Below are 19,459 nucleotides of genomic sequence, written 5' to 3' on the forward strand. Positions count from 1 at the left end.
TTTAGCAGCCAAAAATAGGCATAAATAAGCCTTTGCAGCCGTTTGGCCCCTCGCTTACCCATGCTTTACGTTCTGGCGCAAAGACAAGGATCTACAATCATACCAAGAATTAGCAGGCCAAGAGTTAGAAAATTATGGCGCAACGCTACGTTAGGGTTCAGTCTCAAACTGGGCAACTGCATTACGGACTGCTGCGCCCCGATCGCAGTGTGCAAGTGCTAGACGCGCCACCCTGGTTGCAAGGGCAGCCCACCGAAGTCGAGCTATTGCCCGGTAGCTATGACCTGCTGGCCCCCTGCGCCCCTTCCAAGGTAGTAGCGGTGGGCAAAAACTATGCCGCCCACGCTGCCGAGATGGGTACCGAAACCCCGCCTGAGCCCTTGCTATTTATCAAGCCCTCAACGGCGGTTACCGCTGTGGGGGCTCCTATCTACTATCCACCCCAATCGGGCCAGGTCGACTACGAAGGCGAGTTGGCCGTGGTAATCGGCGATCGCTGCGCCCATGTGCCGCCCGAAACCGCCCGCGCCAAAATTTGGGGCTACACCATCGCTAACGATGTCACCGCCCGTGACCTGCAGAAGCGTGATAGCCAGTGGACCCGCGCCAAGGGTTTCGATACCTTCTGTCCCCTCGGCCCCTGGATTGTGCGAGAACTTAGCGCTGGAGCGCTGCTTCAGACCTTTCTCAACGGCCAAGCAGCGCCCGTACAGTCAGCTTCAATCGAAGAAATGATCTACAGCCCTGACTACCTGGTGTCCTACATCAGCGAGATTATGACCCTGCTGCCCGGAGACGTAATCCTAACGGGTACCCCAGCTGGGGTCGGCCCACTTCAGGTTGGCGACCAGATCAGAGTAGAAATCGAAGGCATTGGTGCGCTCGAAAATACTGTGGCGCTGCGCCCCTAGCGCACCTGCATGTGTACGGCCTCTGAAATCGTTGGAATCTCGGCGTAAAGCCCCCGGAAGGTCTGCACCAGAGAGTAGCCAACCGAAATCAACATGCCGAGAAACAACATATTGGACAACGTGCTAAACAGCAGCTCCCCAAACAGGCTGGGGTCTAGCAGGCTGAGAATTAGGCTAAACACCGCCAAAATAATGCTCAGCAAAATCGCCTGCATCGTGTTGAAGCGAATGAATCGGCTGATGTTTTCGTTGCGCACAACCAGCAAAATGAGCGCAAAAAATACGATTAGCCCAAAGAAGGGAATGGTGCTCTCTAGGGTGCCATAGACGGCAATCAAGGGGGCCAGGGGCAGCAGCAAAAAACCAAACACCGGAAACTGGCTAATCAGCTGAAGACCGTAGGGTAGCCCGGCAGTAACCGGCAAAATATAGGGCAGGGCCGCCAGAATGCGATCCAAGATAGTGGGATTTGGGGAACTGCTCCAGGTCATTGGTTTTCTCCAGACAAACGCTAAGGGCTACCAGGCTATAGCCTTACCATATCGTAAATCTATGGTTTGCCGGGGAGACGACGTATACGGTTCACGGTACGGAGAACAACCCCATGGGGTTCTGCATCTGTCTCTTACCGTCTATATCTTTAGCCAATATCAGCTACCCGAAAGCCCATCTGGCACTCAAACTGAGCGGGCAAAGCTTGGTCTAAACTGGCCACTGGGCGACCGCAGCCCAGTCGACCCTGCTGCCAGCGGGGCTGACCGTGGCGATCGGCCATCAGACAGTTGCAGCACACAGACTGGGGCGAAATGAGTTGATTATCGGTCATTAGCACCAGCACGATGGTCACCTCCCTAACATCGGGGTTAACCTGACCTTTCCTTAATCTTAGGATGCCCTACGGGAGATGCTGTGTGCTGGCATACGCAATCAAACTCAATCGGTCAACGCAACCCGCAATATAAATTTTTGGTCTAAAAAATCGTTGTCGGACGCTGCACGTAGCGTCCGACAACGATTCGGCGGTAAGAATCTCTAGAGGATTCCCGCTATTCCTTCGCCTTGCTGACCTCGCGCGGCTCCGAGGAGACCCCTTTGCGTTTCTTAGGCAGGGGCACCCCACCCTCGGACATCTCAGGTTCGCTGCTGTGGTGTTCGCGCTGCCATGCCGGTACAGTTTGGTCGTAAGCCATTTGCAGGGCGGCGGCGGCAACAGTGCGCAGGTCATACTCTTCGCTGAGCTGAGACACTATCGGCAAAAACGATGCCAACCGCTCACTGGTAATCGCCTCGCGCACCTGGCTGCGCAGCCGCTCTAGGTTACGGGCGGCGATCTCAGCACGGGTGGGAATTTTCACCAGGGTCATGGGCTGCTTGGTGTGGCGCTCAATCTGTCGCAGCTTGTACTTTTCTAGAGGTGTCACCAGGGAAATCGCTATGCCTTTCTTGCCCGCCCGCCCAGTGCGGCCGATGCGATGCACATAGCTCTCCATAGCGTCGGGCATGTCGAAGTTGATCACGTGGGTGAGGTCATCGACGTGCAGCCCTCGGGCCGCGATATCGGTGGCCACTACCAGCTTCACCTGCTGCTGGCGAAACCGCATCAGCAGCCGTTCACGCTGGGACTGGCTGAGGTCGCCGTGGTACTCATCGACGCTGTAGCCTGCCGCTTGGAGCTGGCGGGTGAGATCGCCGGCGGTGCGACGGGTACGCACAAAGATGATCGCGGTTTCGGGATCCTCTAGCTCCAGGATGGGCTGGAGGGCGCGCACCTTGGTCCAACCTCGAGGCACGATGTAGCTCACCTGCTGAATCTGCTTAGGCGAGGCTTTGGGCGACTGCACCGTGACGGTCACGGGAGACTGCAAAAACTTGGTGGCTAGCTCCCGAATAGCTGGGGCCATGGTGGCAGAGAAAAAGGCGGTTTGCCGCTCGGCAGGGGCTTTGCTGAGAATTTTCTCGACATCTTGAATAAAGCCCATGTTGAGCATTTCATCGGCTTCATCAAGCACGAGCCAGCCCAGGCCTTTAAGGGACAAACTGCCCCGATTGAGCATATCGAGCACGCGACCTGGGGTGCCCACTACAATCTGAGTGCCCCGGCGGAGTTGCTCCTGCTGGCGCTCGATGGACTGGCCGCCGTAGATAGCTAACACCTTGGGCCGACCGTCGATGCGAAAGCCGCGCATGGCTTGGCACACTTGAATGGCCAGCTCGCGGGTAGGCGTCAGCACTAGCACCTGCACAGCGGGATTGCTAGCGTCAACCTGCTCCATGAGAGGCAGAGCAAAGGCAGCGGTTTTGCCGGTGCCGGTTTGGGCCTGACCGATCAAGTCTCGCCCTGAGAGCAGGTGAGGAATAGCCTCTGCCTGAATAGCCGTGGGTTCGTCGTAGCCCATGCTTTCGAGATGGCTAACGCGGGCAGCAGATAGGCCCAAACTGGCAAACGATAGGGTCATAGTAGTTCCTTGGAGCAGTGGACAAAAGACAAAATATTGAGAAAACTCAGCGAGCCAGGCTTAGCAAGGGCTCTGCGGACGGGATCGCGACGATTTCGCCAAAGAGGTCGTAGGTGTCAGCGGCGGTGATTTTCACAGGGATAATCTGGTTGAGGGGAGCGGTGCCGGTCACGTAGACCAGACCGTCAACCTCAGGGGCAAAACGATCGCTGCGGCCGATCGCCATGCCCGTGGCTGGGTTCTCTTGCTCAATCAACACATCTACTACGCGGCCAATGTGGGAGCGGTTGTGCTCCCAGGCAATAGGCTGCTGGGCCAGCATGAGCGCTTCGCGGCGGCGATCGCGCTCGTCTTGGGGCACCTGGTTGGGCAGGCTGTAGGCAGGGGTGCCTTCCTCAGCGGAGAAGCTAAACACGCCGACATGGTCAAACTGATGGCGCTCTACAAACTCCAGCAGATGCTCAACGTGGGCTTCGGTTTCGCCCGGGAACCCCACAATGAAGGTGGTGCGCAGCACGGCCTCGGGCAGAGCTTCTTTAATACGGTGAATCACATTGTCGTTAACCTGCCCCTGCCAGGGACGGTTCATGGCCCGCAGCACCTCGGGATGGGAGTGCTGCAGGGGTAGATCGAGGTAGGGCAGCACGTTGGGGGTTTCGCGAATGGCGGCCAGCACTTCGGGGGTGAGACCAGTGGGGTAGGCGTAGTGCATGCGCACCCAGGGCACGTCTACTTCACCCAGCGCCCGCAGTAGCTCGGCCAGGCGGGGCTTGCCGTAGAGATCCATGCCGTAGTTGGTGGTGATTTGCGAGATCAGCACCAGCTCTTGCACGCCCTCGGCGGCCAGCTGGTGAGCCTCAGTCACGATGGACTCGATGGTGCGCGATCGCTGATTGCCCCGCAGGTGCGGAATAATGCAGAACGCGCAGCGGTAGTCACAGCCCTCTGCTACGCGCAGGTAGGCCACGCTAGAGGCCGTAGTGCGATAGCGGGGAACGGTTTCATCGGCAATGTAGGTGGGTTCGGGGGAAACAATCTTCACCCGCTCACCCGCTTCGGCCCGCTCAATCACTTCGACAATGCGATTGTAGTCGCCAGTGCCAACCAAGGCCACGGCCTCGGGAATTTCTTCTAGCAACTCATTTTGAAAGTGCTGGGCCAGACAGCCCGTGATCACCACTTTCTTTTTGGCGGCGGCCAGCTCCACTAGGGTGCGCACCGACTCTTCCCGCGCCTCTTGGATAAAACTACAGGTGTTGACCACAACATAGTCAGCCAATTCTTCGTTGGCATCGACTTGGTAGCCCGCCTGCACTAGCAAACCGAGCATGTGCTCGGTATCAACCCGGTTTTTTTCACAGCCCAGGTGGTTAAACGCAACCGTTGGCTTCAGCCCCATGGTGTCTCTCAGTGTGTAACATGCCAATCATGCCAAAAGCTTTGGGTCGTAGAGTCGACTTAGCCACGCTAAGCCACTGGTAAACCGTTCCATCTCGGTACCAGCACCATTAACACCATCGCTCAGGCATCCATCAATCCTGTGTTGACGAATTGCCCAGCAAATCTTTTGGCCAATGGCACCAGGGGGCAATACAAATTAACACTCATAAATAATACATCACAAAAGCAGGGGATGTCCTAAATCGCGTCCCCGGGATTGATATGCTGATAGGGTGGGTTGGGCCTGAGTCTGCTGAGGCGGGCTAGGTCAACCTGTAGTTCTATACGTTAGGCGAGTCCAGGCAAAATTCACGTGGACTTAATCAAAGTCTTTAACACCCGCAACCCGGTCATTGGGGTACTGCACCTGCTGCCCCTGCCGACGTCTCCCCGCTGGCAGGGAGACTTACAGGCCGTGGTCGATCGCGCCGAGCAAGAGGCCACGGCCCTCGCCTCGGGCGGCGTGCACGCCATTATTGTGGAAAATTTTTTTGACGCCCCGTTTACTAAGGGGGCCGTAGACCCAGCGGTGGTCAGCGCCATGGGTCTGGTGGTGCAGCGCTTGCAGACACTGATCACAGTGCCCATCGGTATTAACGTGCTGCGCAACGATGCCCGCAGCGCCCTGGCGATCGCTACCTGCACCGGGGCCGCTTTCATCCGCGTCAATGTGCTCACGGGTGTGATGGCCACTGACCAGGGATTGATCGAGGGCTGCGCTCACGATCTGCTGCGCTACCGCAAAGAGCTGGGCAGCTCGGTACAGATTTTGGCCGATGTGCTGGTCAAGCATGCTCGCCCCCTGGGCTCGCCCAACCTGACTACGGCGGTGCAGGAGACCATTCACCGGGGGCTGGCCGACGGCATTATTTTGTCGGGCTGGGCGACGGGCAGCCCGCCCAGCCTGGAAGATTTAGAACTGGCCAAGGCCGCAGCGGGCGATCGCCCCGTCTTCATTGGCAGCGGGGCCGATGTCGACAACATCGGCACTCTAATGAAGGCTGCCGACGGCGTGATTGTCGCCAGCTCCCTTAAGCGCCAGGGCGACGTTAACCAGCCCATCGATCCAATTCGTGTGGGGCAGTTTGTAGAGGCCATGCAGGAAAGCCTGGAAGCCCTAGAGAGCAATCTCACCTTACCGACCATGGTGGCCCCTAAGGGGTGACGGTCTATGCCTGGACTGAGGCATTAAGATAGACACTAAACGGGCGGTAACCCCCGCCATCTCGTGTCGCTGTAGAGTTTGGGTTAGCTGTTTTGGAAGAGAGGCGCATCATGAGACGTCGTCGTCAAGAGAGCCGTTGGATTCATCGCTGGTCGCGCTGGCTGGTGGCGGGGATCGCCTTGATCGGTGCTCTGGGTACGGGTTATCTGACCATTGCTAAGCTGACTGGCGGTGGGGCCTGCCCCACAGAAGGGTGCGATCGCGTGCTCTCTAGCCCCTGGGGCACCGTATTTGGCCTGCCCCTGACGCTGTTTGGCTGTTTGGCCTACGGCACTATGCTAGTGCTGGCCGTTGCCCCTCTATTAGTTAATGCCGATACAAACAAGCCTCTGCGCCAGAAGCTTGAAACCTGGACCTGGCCGCTGATGTTTATGCTGGCCTCGGCCATGCTGGTGTTTAGCGGCTATCTGATGACGGTGCTGGCCTTTGAGCTACAGGCGGTTTGCCCCTACTGCATTGGCTCGGCGCTGTTCGCCATCTCCATGTTTGTGATTATTTTGCTGGGCAACCATTGGGATGACCTTGGCCAGATCGCCTTCATCGGCCTGATTGTGGGCGTCGTAACCATCGTCGCGACCCTGGCTGTTTATGCCCCTATTAACGCTGCAGGTAGCCCCAGCAGCAACGTCGCCGGGCAGGCCGGGCCACCGATTACCAGCGCCTCTGGCCCCGCCGAAGTTGCCTTGGCCAACCACCTTAAAGAGGTCGGCGCTACTATGTATGGCGCTTGGTGGTGCCCCCACTGCCACGACCAAAAACAGCTGTTTGGGGCTGAAGCCGCTGCCGCAATCAACTATGTAGAGTGTGCAGAAGACGGCCAAAACCCCCAGGTCGCGGTGTGTCGGTCGAAACCCGAAATTACCGGCTTCCCCAGTTGGGAGATCAACGGCGAGTTTTATCCGGGCACCCAGAGCCTAGCGCGTCTGGCGGAGCTAACAAACTACAGTGGCCCAACGAATTTTCAGCGCTAGAGGCTTGAAGTCACACAAATTGCGCTAGTGCTTTGAAACGGCTGGTACCCAACCATATAGGGTGTCAGCCGTTTCAGTTATGAACTGACGCCTTTAAGCAAATGCTTGATCAGCTCTAATCTAATCATCAAGCCAAGGTTAATGATTAGATTTAATACTAAGTATTTTTATCTAGCAATTTTATTGTTTCTGATTGAAGCCTCGATCGCGATTTTTCTAGACGATCGCATCATTCGCCCTTTAGTTGGCGATATTTTGGTTGTTGTTCTCATCTACTGCTTCATCAAAGCCTTTTGGCAAATTCGGACTATCACTGCGGCCTTGGGGGTCTTTGCCTTTGCCTGCCTCATTGAAGGGCTGCAATATCTTCAGCTAGTCGATCGCCTCGGACTGCGCGACAACCGGCTAATTGCCACCGTACTCGGCACTACCTTTGATAGCAAAGACATTCTGGCCTATGCGATCGGTGCCGCCCTAGTGCTGGTTGTGGAGCATCGCCCTGTGGCGTCTGGACGATGGAATAGATAGGTTGACCAACCGCCATTGCGCAAACTTTACTCAACTTTATCGATTTGCCCAAAATAGTTCCGGGCTGTACGACCCGTTCCATTCCGGGAATGCTGAAGCTAAGCCTGGTTGACTATCAAATGACCAGGGACCGCACAACATTACTAATGGATTAGAGAAACATGCCTAAACGCAGATTACCGCGTGGTGGTGGTACTCAAGTTGCCTTGAGCCCAGAACTAGCAGTGGCCATGATTGGTCTATTTTCAGCGTTTGCCGATGGTGATGTGTCTAGCGATGCAGAAGCCTATGCGCTGGGTGAAATGGTCAGCTGCATCGACCTGTATTCTGAATATACGGAGGAAGACTTTGCCGACTTAGGTGCCGAGATCGGCAACCTCATCAACGAGTCTGGAGTTGAAGCCGTCGTCTCCCAAGCCATTGAGACGATTAAGGATGAGGGCGTAGAAGAAGCCGCCTTTATTATTGCGCTAGTCGTTCTCGTTTCAGACGGTGAAGTGCCCGAAGACGAGCAGGAGTTTATCGACGACTTGCGCCAAGCTCTCAGAATCTCTGTCGATCGAGCTGACGAAATTGTAAGCGAGCTTTTCTCTGAAGTAGAAGAAGAGGAAGAAGTTGAGGAGGAATACGACGAGAGCGAAGAAGAGTAGATTCTATTTAATCCTTGTTAATGGCAAAAAAATGTGCCATTAATCTGGCGTTTCTAACCTCAAATAGCTTATTAAGGTGGGCATTGGGCATGATGGCATATAGCTTTCTAAGCCCATTGCCCACCTGTCTTATTTAACTCGAAGGAGATGCTTCTATTTCTCTTGAGAATTGGTCAGTGTTTCTACAATCTCATTCTCTTCAACAATCTCATCGAGGTTGAGCTTATCTTTGATTAATTCTCCAGCTGAGCTTTTAGATTTCTTTCCTGCATCAGCAGCAGCAGCGGCGTCAGTAGCGGCTTTGTTTTGCCATTCGCGGCGCTGCTCTCGCATTTCGCTGAGTTTTTCTTCAGGAATAATTGGCTCTGCACCTTTAGATTCTGCTTGAGCAGCAAAGCGAGACGATGCGGCTAAGGCTACCAACGAGCTAGGGGCAGGATTTGCCAGAGCTGCCGTTTGGGAAAAGCCAAACAGTGCAACCACAGCCACAAGCAACACTGCAAGGCGCTTGACAGTCATTTTTAATGAGATATAAAGATTACGAGTTGCCATGATTTTATCCTTCTAAAAACAGAAATAAAATTTGTGGTAAGTACCGCTGAGCTACAGATTTTTTCTACTAAAAGAACGCATCTGATAACTCTAGAAAAGGCAATCAGTCAGTCAACAAGCTTCACAGCTAATGACTTCCTAGATGTGAGTAGCGTAAGTAAAAATACGGCCTCTAACGTCTTCCTCAAGATAGAAACGGGGCGGAAGGGTGATTGGGTAATGCTGAATTGAGGAGTGAACCTGGCAGGCAGCAGACATCGATCTGCCCAAAATCGCTAGTTGTGGGGAATGTTGCAACTCTCTAGACCGTTTCTACAATATTGATGTCAAAGGGTTTGCTCTCTTTATCTCCTTTTGCTCATAGGATGCGTCTTTGGCATCACTGGGGCCAGATGTAGCCCAGATCGTCGATCTCTAGAGGCGTATCGGGAAAGTCGCGTTGGGTGAACTGGCGCACCAGCACCACGCCGCCGAAGTGGTCATCGAGGTAGGGGACGCCGTTGCGATCGAGGGCGACAGGGATGATGCGCCCGCTAACGAAGTTGCCCTGGGCATCGAGGTCGGTTTGCAGAATCAGCGAGGTGCCCAAGGGGCCAACGGTAGAGAGGCTGCGGTAGCCGAGGAAATTTCCGAGAGAATAGGCAATCAGCTTGTTGTTGTACAGCTCGATCGCTCTGGGAACGTGGGGCCCATGGCCCAGCACCAGATCGGCCCCGTGGTCAACAACGGCGCGAGAGAAGCGCACTACGTTGCCGCGATTTTCGGAGTAGAACAGCTCGTCTTGATCGCGGGTGACGGTGGCATCGGTGCCTTCTTTGCCGGCGTGGAAGGAGACGACAATGATATCGGCCTGGGCGTTGGCGGTCTCTACTAGGGCGATCGCAGCCTCTATATCCTGCACCCGGTTGTGCTCTTGATAGTTGCTAAAGCCAATGAACGCCACGGTTTGCCCTTGGGCCTCGACGTACAAAATTTCGCCTTTACGGCCCACGGCCTTCATGCCTGCTGCTTCGATGTGGGCGATGGTATCGGTGAAGCCCTGCTCAAAGAAATCCATGGAGTGGTTGTTGGCTACGCTCAAAACGTCAAACCCGGCCTCTTTGAGCACGCTGGCGTACCAGGGTGGGGTGCGAAAGGCGAAGGTATTGGCGCTGCTGGTGTCCTTGGCGCTGCTCGGCACTTCGGTGAGGGTGCTTTCAAAATTGCCGAAGGTGATATCGGCTTCGCCCAGGTGGTATTGAATGCTGCCAAACAGGTATTGCCAGTCGTCGGGCAGGCGGTAGCGCTGGTAGTCGGTACCGGGAATGATGTCGCCCACGGCCTTAATAGTCAGAGCTACGGGGGCCGCTATGTCGGGAAGCGCCAAGGCTGCGGTAGACGCTGCCGGAAGCAGGGGCTCGATCGCCTGAGTCATCCCGGCCTTGGTGGCAGGTAGTGACTGGGTTGGGCTAGATACACGCTGCTGTTCGTAACGCCATTGGGTTATCCCAGCGGCTAGGCCAAACCCGAGCACCGTCGCCATAGACAATGCTCCCCAGCGCCAGCGGTGAGGACTAGAGGCTGCTGGCGCTGGCACTGATTCCGTTGAGCTGCGAGCAGTGGGCGCGATTCCCACAGCTCCTCCTTCCGCTGACGGTCCATCGGCAAAGATGGTGGCTGGAGGCGTTGGGGCAGCGGCATTTAGGCTAAAGACCTGCTGCCAGCGGTATTCTAGGGGGCGATCGGTGCCATCCACCACTTTTAGTTCGATGATGTCAGGCAGAGCGAGGGCCGTCACTACGGTGTGAATGCGATTGATGTGCTGAGGCAGTCCATCAAGATTTGGGGCGGTGAGCAGCACGTAGAGGGTGCGATCGCGCCGAGAAACCTCTACCCGCAACGCTGGATCGCCTAGGGTCGTGGTGAGCAGATCGGCGATCGTGGCTATGTTGCCCCGCTGGCTCTGGGGCCATGCAGACAGTTGGGTCAGATCAGCAATAGTCACAAATGAAACGGTATCCAGGCTCCAAAGTTAATGCAAATCATACCTTCGGAGTAAAAAGAAACTATCACCTGCCAAAAAACTGCCCTGCTAGCCAGAGGCCAACCGGGCAGAGACGGGTCTATCGAACACTGTGGAATGGGGAAATCAGCGGCGCTGCCTCTACCGAGACGAACCAATATCACGGTAGAGGCCTTTACGGCGCTGTCGTTGCCGGATGGGCAAGCCAGTACCCACCAGCCCCATCAGCCCTAGCGTCGCCTTGGGGCTGGGTCGTTGAGATACCGCTTCAGCTCGAGCTGCGGGCTGATGGGGCTGCACCGACTGGCGATGCTCAAGCCCTGCCCAAGAAAGCAGCCCTGCGACGATGAAGGTGCTGAGGTGATTGAGAGCTTTCTCAGGAATGGGCAGATCGTAGTGGCTTTTGAAGGTTCTCGCCAAAAACCAGAAGAACAAGCCAACCCCAATCAACAGCGCAATCACGTTGATTGTAGGAGTGTGGGCAAAGGTGTAAATGGCACCGCCCATCGGGCCATCTATCGCCCCTTCAAACTCTTCGTAGGTAGTAAATGGGCTTGACATAAAACTGGCTCCTCAAAATAGCTAATATCCTGATGAACTTTTAACCTAGGGTTTGGGGGCAACCTGGGGCATCGGCACAACGGGAATATCCAAATTGCCATTTTTCTCAGGCAGGATAGAGTATTCTGGATAGCCAGCGATGCCGTAGTCAGATAAGTCTAGGCCGGTGATTTCTTGAGCTTCAGAAATACGCAGTAGGCCCATCTTTTTCAGCACTAAGCTAACCCCATAGCCAGGCAAAAAGCCCAGCAGTAGCGCACAAATTGCTGCACCTATAATCTGAGCACCAAAATTAATGGCAGGAACACCCTCGGGTTGAGGGTAGCCAGCGGCAACAATACCCACTAAGAGCGAGCCCAGTACGCCGCAGTAGCCGTGCACTGCAAAGGCGCCTACAGCATCGTCAATGCCAGCTTTTTCGATCGCCCTGCCCACAAACGGCATGGTAAAAGCACCCAAAAAGGCCAGCAAAATCACAATCTGCGGGCTGTAGAGATCGAGCCCAGCTCCGGAGGTAATAATCCCCGCCAGGCCACCTGAAATGGTGTAGAAGGGGTCGCCCTTAGAGCCCATATAGGCCCCGACCAGACCAGCCGACAGGGCCAGGGTGGTGTTTACGCCTAGCGAAGCCAGGGTCATGGGGGTGCCATAGATGGTGATCTCGCTCGTCTGCCCTGGAACAAAGATGACGCAGGCGGCCAAAAAGGCGTAGAACCCAACGAAAATCAGCATGAGCCCCACCATGGTGAGGGGCAAGTTGTGGGGCATAATCACCCGTGGCTTGCCCTGGGCATCAAACTTGCCGATGCGGGGGCCGAGGTTAATCACCACCCCGAGGGCAAAGAAGCCCGCCACACCATGGAGCACCGCAGCGCAGCCAAAGTCGTGATAGCCCAGCTGAGTAAAGAACCAACCGTAAGGGCTCCAGCCCCAAGCGGCGGCTACCACCCAGGTAAACGAGCCCAAAATAATGGCCAGAATAGAGTAAGCCCCAATCTGAATCCGCTCAATCACCGCCCCTGAAAGGATGGAGGCCGTGGTCATGGCAAACAGAGCAAAGGCAAACCAGAACACCCCGGTCAGGTTGTCGGCAATGTTGGGGCCAAGCGCCGGGGACCAAGGATAGGAAGCCTGCACCAGCGCTAGCACATCGCCCACCGTGCCCTCGGAGGCTGGGTCAGTCCATGGGCCGACAATGCCCCCTTGGAAGGGAAACAGGGGAAAGGCGTTGTAAACCCACCAGCCGAAGTAGAAGAACGTCAGACCTACCAAGGCTAAGGTCATTAGGTTTTTGACCATAGTAGCCAGAACGTTTTTGGACCGTGCCGCACCGCCCTCATAGGCCAAAAAGCCCACGTGAATTAACAGCATTAGAACAGAGGCCCAATAGTAGTAAGACTCTGATACAAAAGTTGCTAAAAACTCTTGTGATTCAGGAGACATAGGTAACTCCTAACTGTCAGTTAAGTTGTACAAAGAATTCATCGAAACAAAACGACCAACCCACTCAACTGCGAGCGTGCCAAGAACGAAAAAGCCGCCTCGTTCTAAAAACAATCGCTGCCAGGTCTTGAGAGATGTAGCCTATCTACGGACAGCCTTGGACCCAAAAATGAACCAGAAACTAAATAACGAGCCGCACTGTCTTGATGCTCGGCTTGTTATGTCAAGAGTGTGCAATGCAAATTAGGTATGAGCTGTAGTCAGCGCTACTGAACCACCGCTGAACGATCGAATTAGGCGGCAAAACTTTTCGCTTTGGGACTTAGCAAAGTGCAGGTCTAAGGCAGGTTGACCGGCCACGGGGTGATGCCAAATGAGGACGGGCAGAGCCGAAATTTGGGCGGGCACAGCACAGTGCAGAGGCAGCCCGTGCAGCCGATGGGGAGCTCTGACGGTGGCCTGGGCCGCTATCGTGGGGAACTGTTCAGCGGGTAGCGTGATGGCCCCCATCCAGCTCAACTGCTTGACCCACACCTGAAGCTGTAGAGCCGCCACAATTTGGTCGAGGGGACCGAGGTAGGTGATGCGAAAGCTGCGATCGCACAGTCTCAGCACCGCACAGGGCAGTCTCGCCAGCGTGGTTTCCATCGACTGAAAAGGCGCTAGATGATCGACCGCCTCGCCAAATAAGGTTCTCGCTGCAACCAGGCCATCGGCTCCCGCTAGATCCCAAGGAGAGGAAACCGTGAATTCATTCATACCCGCACCCGACTCTTGGTTGGATCAAACGCCGCTAGCGGCCCCACCGTTGCTTTCACCCTGCGCTTAAGACCATCCAGCAGACCGACCTCGACCACCAGCCCAGGCTCAGCAAACTCAGGGACGACCTGGGCCATAGCAATGCTGGTATTGAGGATGGGTGAAAATGTGGCGCTGGTGATCTGCCCCACCCGCCACCATTCCCCAGCGGCGAAAATAGGCTGGCCGTGGGTTGCCACCTCTGCCCCCTCTAGCACTAGCCCCACCGCCACCCGAGGGGGATGGCGACGAATGGCCTCTAGGGCAGCTTTGCCGATCAAGTCAGGCTTTTTCAGCGCCACGGCCCAGCCAATACCCGCCTGGTAGGGCGAGGTTAAATCGTCAAACTCGTGGCCCAGGGCCAGCAATCCGGCTTCGATGCGGGCGCGATCGAGGGCTTTCATACCCAGGGGCAGCAGTCCTACTGGTGCTCCGGCTTGCGTCAAAACATCCCACAGTGCTGCACCATCCTGGGGATGTACGAACAGCTCATAGCCCAGTTCGCCGGTGTAGCCGGTACGCGAAATCAGCACCGGAATGCCCTGGATGTGAGCTTCTAGAAAACCGAAGTAAGCCAGGAATTCGACCTCGGGCACTAGGGTTTTGAGCACCTGACGGGAGAGCGGGCCTTGGAGGGCAAGGTTGTGAAGCCTCACTGATTCCACCGTCACATGCCAACCTCGATCGTTCGCAATGCGCTGTAGCCAATCGCCGTCGGTGTCGCAGTTGCCCACGTAGCGGTAGCGGGTGGGGCCAAAGCAAAACACAATACCGTCATCGACAATGCCACCGTGAGGGGTGAGCAAGCAGCCGTAGGCCCCCTGCCCCGCTGCTAATTTCTCCAGATTGCGAGAAAAGGCGTATTGCAGCAAGGCAAAGGCATCGGCTCCAGCAATGTCAAACTTGCGCAGGGCCGAGAGATCCATTAGTGCTGCCCGCTGGCGCAGTGCCCAATACTCAGCCTGATCACCCTGGTGGGCAAAGGTTTGGGGCACCCAAAAGCCGTTGTACTCTGTCAAATCGTCGGTCAGCTGATGAATGCTGGGGGTAAAGGCGCTGGCCTGGGTCATTCGCAGGGGCAAGGTTGCCACCCGTCGCCCCATGGCCCGTTCAAAGGTTTGCCCTGCCGCGTAGATGCGTAGGTGAATGGGCGTCGGCTGCCAGCCGTTAGCGGGGTCAATGTCGTCGGGGCAGGCGGAACTGGCGCAGAGCAAATCTTGGTGAGCCAGCAGCAGTACGTAGTCGCCAGGGCGAGAGAGGGGTTCTGCGAAGGCGATCGCACCGTGACCATCCACACTGGTGTTGTAGAAAAAGTTGAGGGCGGGCCAGCCGGGGCGGGGCGCAATGCCGTAGGGGGCCAGCACCCGGTTAAAGTTGTCGCTACAGCTGGGGTGACCGGGATAGCCGGCATCTTCGTAGTAGCGAGCGGTGCAGGCGAGCAAAAAACTGTCGTGGCGACCGCAGGTGTCTTGAATCACCTCTGTCAACGGCTGCATCGATTGCGAAAAGAGCTTGCTGGGCAGCCCCGCCTGGGGAACGGCCAACCCGGTGAGCGTTCGAGTCACTGTGGCATCGAGCGGGTCGCTGTGGTGCTCGCCACCAAAGGCCAAAAAGTCGGAGCACTGGGAGCCAGCCACATCAATGATTTGAATGAATTGGCCAGCGGTGACCGAGTAGGCGATCGCTTCCCCCGGCGCAATACGATACTCGACTACCACTTTCCCCAGCGGCGGCGGAATGTCGGTGTGGGCTATGGGCGGAAGGGGCAGTGCAGTTGTCATAACAAGATTGCACCAGAGGCTCTGGCTCGCCGCAGTGGTGCAGGCTACCGAACTAGCCATCTCTGGGCTAAGATTGGCCAGCCTGCTTTTGGCTACACTTGAGTCACACGCCATGCGCTAGGCAAAGCCGCCATGACCCTCTACAACAGCGATTTTTACGCCTGGACTCAGGCCCAAGCTAAGACTCTCAAAGCAGGCATTTGGGATGCACTAGATATTGAAAACTTGGTGGAGGAAATTGAAACCTTGGGACGGCAAGAACGACAGGAGTTACGAAACCGCCTAGGCATTCTCCTCGGACATCTGCTGAAGTGGCAATACCAGCCTGGGAACCGCAGTAACAGTTGGCGATCGATCATGCGAGAACAGCGCCGACGCATCGACCAGCTTTTAGCAGACAGCCCCAGTCTAAAGCCGTTTCTGTCAGAGGCCATAGCCCGCGCCTACCAGGATGGGCTTGACTTAGCGGTGCGAGAAACTGGGCTAAGCTACGACGCTTTCCCAGAGGATTGTCCTTACTCCTTTACCGAGGCTCTTACTCCAAACTTTTTGCCCTAGGAGCCGTGTGGATGGTGAGCATTGCCACCATCCACAGTCAATCACTATTTGTGAAGCTCTTATCTCGTCAAAAAACTACTCCAGCAGCAGGGTTTTGGTCATGATCGCCATCCACTGGTTAGGTCATAACTATGAAATGTACAAAAGGCCCCGAAGCTTTTATTTGGAAGGCCATAGTCATTTTCACGATCGTGAATCCCGTCATTTCTTAGTTTTTAGTCAGCACGTTTGACGTGATAAGGCTACTATTTCCAGGAATTGAATTCAAATCTACTAAGCTATACCTTCAAAACTTGAAGTTTAAACATCAAATATGCTTTTTAATCCCTTAAGTGCTGACTGTCATCCAGTGAATCTACTAGATGATGCAGTGCTGTAAGCTTCTTGTTCAACGAATCTAACATTTAAGTATTACATAATCAGTTGTCGCTCACACTACTACTATGAAATACTCGATCTATCTATCAGAAGAAGACAAAAGGCGGCTTGAATACGAAGTTGTCTCTCAAGATCTAAGAGTCTACTTAACTCGGCTAATCGAGCGAAATCTCGATTTTGCAAAGAATGGTCTTATTAACAGGAACTGGCTTGTCAATCGATCTCGAACGCTGGCTGGAAAAACTATTTATGTTCTTTCAGCAAACGACTGGGGTGATTATGAGAACTTTGAATACGCATGGCATAACGGGGAGTTTGAGCTGTGTCTTCGCCGCCTCGATACACCCGGATTAATTGAGTTGCTCTGTGAGACTTTGGAGCACGGATGGCTAGATGCTTCAACGTTAAATCAATCCCTAGAACAAGAAGACTCCTCTTTTCGCTTTCGTCAAGAGCATGGGGATCTCGCAGTGGATGTTTTCTCTATCGAACAGTTAGAAGAGGATGCTCCTGATGTTGGGGAGCATCCGAATATTCGCGTGCTTGTGAAGCGGATGGACACTGGTTTGGAATCAAAGGATTATTCTGCGGTGCTTCATGCGAGCGCCAGCATTTTTGAAACTCTTGCTAAGCACATTGTCGGAACATCCAGTATTCAGAACCAATCTTTAGGATCTTTCTTTGCTCGGTACCAGAGGGATTCTCAACTTCCACCTGAACTGCAAGCCAAAGTGATCGCTGTTTATAATGCACGTAACACAACACCTCTTGCTGGTCACGGCAGTACAGAGACTCCAACTCTAACAGTTCATGAGGCCGTCACTCTTACAGAACTTACAAAAGCCTTCGTTCGCATTGAATATATATTGCAGACAGGCGCTGAAAGCATTAGTTAATTATGCATTTAGACAAATTCGTAGAAAGATGATTCAGCTGATTTGAACCGTAAGCGTTTTCCACTCGAGTCAGAGAATAGCCTGTGATAAGTCTCAGCAAAACGCCGAAAGCAAATTGATTCTCTCGGGTCTAGACAACTTCAACATTGGTGAAGACAACACCTTGGGCGTACTGCTAGTCACGATCGCCTCAACTCGCACAACGGAAGCAGGCCCAGAATCAACCTTGACTACCGAGACTCCAACACCCCGCCAAAGCTAGAGCCCACAATTCGAGGCTGCCCGTCTATCATCTGCACCGTGAACGATCGCTGTTCTCGCTGGGTAGAGCCATCTGGGTAAACATAGGTGTTCTCGCCCACAAAATTAATGCTGTCTGCGGTTTGCCCCGTCACCCGCAGATTCTCCACTGAAACGCGATCGAACTGGGCAAAAAAGCCAGGGTCAAACTGCTGCGCTAGCGAGCCACTAAACTGCGATCGCGCCGCATCCCAAGATTTACTCGAAACATGGCTATACAGGGTTGCCACCGTCGCCTGGGCTGCCTCGGGCGTTAGCCCCCCACCCGCTGGCGCTGGTGGAGCCGGCGCTTCAGGTTCTACAACCTCTGCTTCTGGCGCATCGACCACCTCTGGCTCTGGGGCAGCGGGTGCCTCAGGCTCAGCCTCAGCCGATTCGACAGCGGCCTCGCGGGGCGCGGCAGGCGCTTCCGCTTCGGGCTCAGGTTCAACGACTGTAGGCTCAGCGTCGGCAGGTGAATCAACGGTAGGAGCCGTGGACACCACTGGGGTTTCGTCTTCTGGGGTAGACGAGGCTGAGCGCCACGCCTGCCAGCCGAGTAGACCGGCGATCGCCACCACCACCGCCGCCAAAGCCCCCGCCGCCAGGGGCACCCAGTTAGTTGACGACGGCTCTCGCCGCCGCACCGGCACCTGGGCGGCTGGCACCTGGGCGGCTGTCAGCTGAGTCCGTTCTCGCCGCCGCCCTATCGCCACCGTTGCGGCAGTGGTGCGGGGAGACTGGCCCTGAGGTACCGGCGCAGCTGGCACATACCGACTCAAGGCTGGGGGCAAATTCCTTAGGGCAGCCAGCGCCTCGACGGCAGTGGTATAGCGGGTGCGAAAGTCGTAGCGCACCATCACCTCCAACACATCCAGCAGGGCAGGATTGGCCTGGGGTGCGTATTGCTGCCACTCCAGCTCGCCGCTGCGAGGGTCGGGATGCAGCTCAGTCGGTGGGTAGCCGGTCAGGGCCTGAATGCCTAAGATGCCGACGGCATAAATATCGCTGCTGAACTGGGGTCTCCCGGCCACCTGTTCACTCGGCATATACCCCTGGGTGCCGATGGAAATGGTGTGGCTGAGGCCAGACCGCAGAGCCGTGGCCTGGGCGCTCACCTGCTTCACCGCACCAAAATCAATCAGCACAATGCGGCTATCGCTGGCGCGGCGGATCAAATTTGAAGGCTTGATGTCGCGATGGATGACGCCATGGGAATGTACAAAAGTTAAAATCCCCAGTAGATCGCCCAGAAATGCGGCGACCTGGGCCTCGGTCCAGGGGGTATCCAGCTCTTCTGCCAAAGAGTGACCTTCGATCAGCTCCTGGGCCAGGTAAAACTCCTGCCCTTCCTCAAAGTGGGCCAGCAGCCCCGGAATTTGTGGGTGTGTCCCCAGCTTGTAGAGGGTCTGGGCTTCAGTATCAAATAGCCGTCGCGCCGTTTGTAGCTCTTCGGCAGTGGTCACCTGAGGCTTGAGCTGCTTCACCACGCAGAGCGGATGCCCCGGCAGGTGCAGGTCTTGGGCACTAAAGGTTTGACCAAAGCCCCCCAAGCCTAAGGGCTGCATGAGCCGATAGCGGCCTCCCAGCGGTCTAGATTCTGGCGGCAGGTTGGGAAACGAAGCGGTCATAGCCATTGGAAGTGACGGTTGAACTATTAGACGACAATCTAGCAGATGCCGTTAACCCCCTTAGGGTAGCGCTCAGCGGCATAACCCTAAACATAGCGATCGCTATAAATGCCGACTTGGCCAATTTTAGGGTGACGCGATAGGCCGTCAGCAGGTTCCTAGAGGAGAATAATTGGAGTTAAACCTTTAGAACCGCCAAACATGGCCAAAAATTAGCAGGAAACGGGACAGAAGGCCAGACCCCTTAATTCTCTACGTAAAGAGCCAAAAATGATCTAATAGCATGCCTCCCATTTGCTTATAGCTCATGGGTGCGGGCGATCGCAGCAGCCGGTCAATCATACCCTTTGCAACGAAGGCATCTGCGCCATAGCTTTGCACCGCCAAAGGTGAATTTAC

Annotated in this window: 18 protein-coding genes; 7 read left to right on the forward strand and 11 right to left on the reverse strand. The window is 55.4% G+C overall.

Going from position 1 to position 19,459, the window contains the following annotated elements; translation table 11 throughout:
- The first annotated feature begins 134 nt into the window (after positions 1-134).
- Complete coding sequence (locus H6F57_RS07575; RefSeq protein WP_190625666.1) at positions 135-911, forward strand: fumarylacetoacetate hydrolase family protein; 777 nt, start codon at positions 135-137, stop codon at positions 909-911.
- Here the strand turns inward: H6F57_RS07575 and H6F57_RS07580 are convergent.
- The 4 genes from H6F57_RS07580 to rimO all read right to left on the reverse strand — a co-directional run bounded on the left by H6F57_RS07580 (position 908) and on the right by rimO (position 4,766).
- A complete protein-coding gene (locus H6F57_RS07580) occupies positions 908-1,402 on the reverse strand; it encodes a Tic20 family protein (protein WP_073607087.1) in 495 nt (164 codons plus the stop codon). The two genes, H6F57_RS07575 and H6F57_RS07580, sit on opposite strands and share 4 nt — an antisense overlap.
- Before the next feature lie 149 nt (positions 1,403-1,551).
- Positions 1,552-1,749 carry a hypothetical protein gene (locus H6F57_RS07585; RefSeq protein WP_190625727.1) on the reverse strand — a complete coding sequence of 66 codons (198 nt, stop codon included), beginning with the start codon at positions 1,747-1,749 and terminating at the stop codon, positions 1,552-1,554.
- Positions 1,750-1,957: 208 nt separating this feature from the next.
- On the reverse strand, positions 1,958-3,367 hold the full coding sequence (locus H6F57_RS07590; RefSeq protein ID WP_190625667.1) for a DEAD/DEAH box helicase: 1,410 nt from the start codon (positions 3,365-3,367) through the stop codon (positions 1,958-1,960).
- Positions 3,368-3,413: 46 nt separating this feature from the next.
- Positions 3,414-4,766 carry a 30S ribosomal protein S12 methylthiotransferase RimO gene (gene rimO, locus H6F57_RS07595; protein ID WP_190625668.1) on the reverse strand — a complete coding sequence of 451 codons (1,353 nt, stop codon included), beginning with the start codon at positions 4,764-4,766 and terminating at the stop codon, positions 3,414-3,416.
- Positions 4,767-5,120: 354 nt separating this feature from the next.
- Between rimO and btpA the strand changes: the two genes are divergently transcribed.
- The 4 genes from btpA (at position 5,121) to H6F57_RS07615 (ending at position 8,181) form a co-directional block, all read left to right on the forward strand.
- Positions 5,121-5,972: a photosystem I biogenesis protein BtpA gene (btpA, locus tag H6F57_RS07600; protein WP_190625669.1), complete on the forward strand. Its 852-nt coding sequence runs from the start codon at positions 5,121-5,123 to the stop codon at positions 5,970-5,972.
- A gap of 110 nt (positions 5,973-6,082) precedes the next feature.
- The gene (locus H6F57_RS07605) at positions 6,083-7,003 is read left to right on the forward strand and encodes a vitamin K epoxide reductase family protein (protein WP_190625670.1); all 921 of its coding nucleotides are present in this window, start codon (positions 6,083-6,085) and stop codon (positions 7,001-7,003) included.
- 141 nt (positions 7,004-7,144) lie between these two features.
- Positions 7,145-7,531 carry a DUF2809 domain-containing protein gene (locus H6F57_RS07610; RefSeq protein ID WP_190625671.1) on the forward strand — a complete coding sequence of 129 codons (387 nt, stop codon included), beginning with the start codon at positions 7,145-7,147 and terminating at the stop codon, positions 7,529-7,531.
- Positions 7,532-7,692: 161 nt separating this feature from the next.
- Entirely contained in the window at positions 7,693-8,181 is a 489-nt protein-coding gene (locus tag H6F57_RS07615) for a tellurite resistance TerB family protein (protein ID WP_190625672.1), read from the forward strand.
- A gap of 153 nt (positions 8,182-8,334) precedes the next feature.
- Here H6F57_RS07615 and H6F57_RS07620 read toward each other — a convergent pair whose 3' ends face one another.
- The 6 genes from H6F57_RS07620 to H6F57_RS07645 form a co-directional block, all read right to left on the reverse strand.
- Positions 8,335-8,733 (reverse strand): hypothetical protein, encoded by a 399-nt coding sequence (locus H6F57_RS07620; protein ID WP_190625673.1) that lies wholly within the window; start codon positions 8,731-8,733, stop codon positions 8,335-8,337.
- A gap of 379 nt (positions 8,734-9,112) precedes the next feature.
- Positions 9,113-10,717: a CapA family protein gene (locus H6F57_RS28285; RefSeq protein ID WP_199294702.1), complete on the reverse strand. Its 1,605-nt coding sequence runs from the start codon at positions 10,715-10,717 to the stop codon at positions 9,113-9,115.
- Positions 10,718-10,876: 159 nt separating this feature from the next.
- Positions 10,877-11,296, reverse strand: a complete 420-nt coding sequence (locus H6F57_RS07630; protein WP_190625674.1) for a hypothetical protein — start codon at positions 11,294-11,296, stop codon at positions 10,877-10,879.
- 45 nt (positions 11,297-11,341) lie between these two features.
- Positions 11,342-12,739, reverse strand: a complete 1,398-nt coding sequence (locus H6F57_RS07635) for an ammonium transporter (protein WP_190625675.1) — start codon at positions 12,737-12,739, stop codon at positions 11,342-11,344.
- A 243-nt stretch (positions 12,740-12,982) separates the two neighbouring features.
- A complete protein-coding gene (locus H6F57_RS07640) occupies positions 12,983-13,498 on the reverse strand; it encodes a hypothetical protein (protein ID WP_190625676.1) in 516 nt (171 codons plus the stop codon).
- On the reverse strand, positions 13,495-15,318 hold the full coding sequence (locus H6F57_RS07645) for a DUF1989 domain-containing protein (RefSeq protein WP_190625677.1): 1,824 nt from the start codon (positions 15,316-15,318) through the stop codon (positions 13,495-13,497). The genes H6F57_RS07640 and H6F57_RS07645 overlap by 4 nt, the downstream gene beginning before the upstream one ends.
- Before the next feature lie 132 nt (positions 15,319-15,450).
- On the opposite strand from H6F57_RS07645, the gene H6F57_RS07650 reads away from it, so the two are divergent.
- Together H6F57_RS07650 and H6F57_RS07655 are read left to right on the forward strand one after the other, a co-directional pair.
- A complete protein-coding gene (locus tag H6F57_RS07650; protein ID WP_190625678.1) occupies positions 15,451-15,876 on the forward strand; it encodes a DUF29 domain-containing protein in 426 nt (141 codons plus the stop codon).
- Positions 15,877-16,319: 443 nt separating this feature from the next.
- Positions 16,320-17,150: a hypothetical protein gene (locus H6F57_RS07655; protein WP_190625679.1), complete on the forward strand. Its 831-nt coding sequence runs from the start codon at positions 16,320-16,322 to the stop codon at positions 17,148-17,150.
- Positions 17,151-17,380: 230 nt separating this feature from the next.
- Here H6F57_RS07655 and H6F57_RS07660 read toward each other — a convergent pair whose 3' ends face one another.
- On the reverse strand, positions 17,381-19,060 hold the full coding sequence (locus H6F57_RS07660; RefSeq protein ID WP_190625680.1) for a serine/threonine-protein kinase: 1,680 nt from the start codon (positions 19,058-19,060) through the stop codon (positions 17,381-17,383).
- Positions 19,061-19,459 lie beyond the last annotated feature (399 nt).

Origin of the sequence: Leptolyngbya sp. FACHB-60, from assembly GCF_014695775.1 — a bacterium.
In the GTDB taxonomy this organism is placed as follows: Bacteria; Cyanobacteriota; Cyanobacteriia; order Phormidesmidales; family Phormidesmidaceae; genus Nodosilinea.

Coding starts and splice junctions, on each gene's coding strand:
- H6F57_RS07580 (WP_073607087.1), bottom strand. CDS start 1,402: ATGACCTGGAGCAGTTCCCCAAATCCCACTATCTTGGATCGCATTCTG.
- H6F57_RS07645 (WP_190625677.1), bottom strand. CDS start 15,318: ATGACAACTGCACTGCCCCTTCCGCCCATAGCCCACACCGACATTCCG.
- H6F57_RS07620 (WP_190625673.1), bottom strand. CDS start 8,733: ATGGCAACTCGTAATCTTTATATCTCATTAAAAATGACTGTCAAGCGC.
- H6F57_RS07610 (WP_190625671.1), top strand. CDS start 7,145: ATGATTAGATTTAATACTAAGTATTTTTATCTAGCAATTTTATTGTTT.
- H6F57_RS07660 (WP_190625680.1), bottom strand. CDS start 19,060: ATGACCGCTTCGTTTCCCAACCTGCCGCCAGAATCTAGACCGCTGGGA.
- H6F57_RS07590 (WP_190625667.1), bottom strand. CDS start 3,367: ATGACCCTATCGTTTGCCAGTTTGGGCCTATCTGCTGCCCGCGTTAGC.
- H6F57_RS07650 (WP_190625678.1), top strand. CDS start 15,451: ATGACCCTCTACAACAGCGATTTTTACGCCTGGACTCAGGCCCAAGCT.
- H6F57_RS07635 (WP_190625675.1), bottom strand. CDS start 12,739: ATGTCTCCTGAATCACAAGAGTTTTTAGCAACTTTTGTATCAGAGTCT.
- H6F57_RS07615 (WP_190625672.1), top strand. CDS start 7,693: ATGCCTAAACGCAGATTACCGCGTGGTGGTGGTACTCAAGTTGCCTTG.
- rimO (WP_190625668.1), bottom strand. CDS start 4,766: ATGGGGCTGAAGCCAACGGTTGCGTTTAACCACCTGGGCTGTGAAAAA.
- H6F57_RS07655 (WP_190625679.1), top strand. CDS start 16,320: ATGAAATACTCGATCTATCTATCAGAAGAAGACAAAAGGCGGCTTGAA.
- H6F57_RS07630 (WP_190625674.1), bottom strand. CDS start 11,296: ATGTCAAGCCCATTTACTACCTACGAAGAGTTTGAAGGGGCGATAGAT.
- H6F57_RS07640 (WP_190625676.1), bottom strand. CDS start 13,498: ATGAATGAATTCACGGTTTCCTCTCCTTGGGATCTAGCGGGAGCCGAT.
- H6F57_RS07575 (WP_190625666.1), top strand. CDS start 135: ATGGCGCAACGCTACGTTAGGGTTCAGTCTCAAACTGGGCAACTGCAT.
- H6F57_RS07605 (WP_190625670.1), top strand. CDS start 6,083: ATGAGACGTCGTCGTCAAGAGAGCCGTTGGATTCATCGCTGGTCGCGC.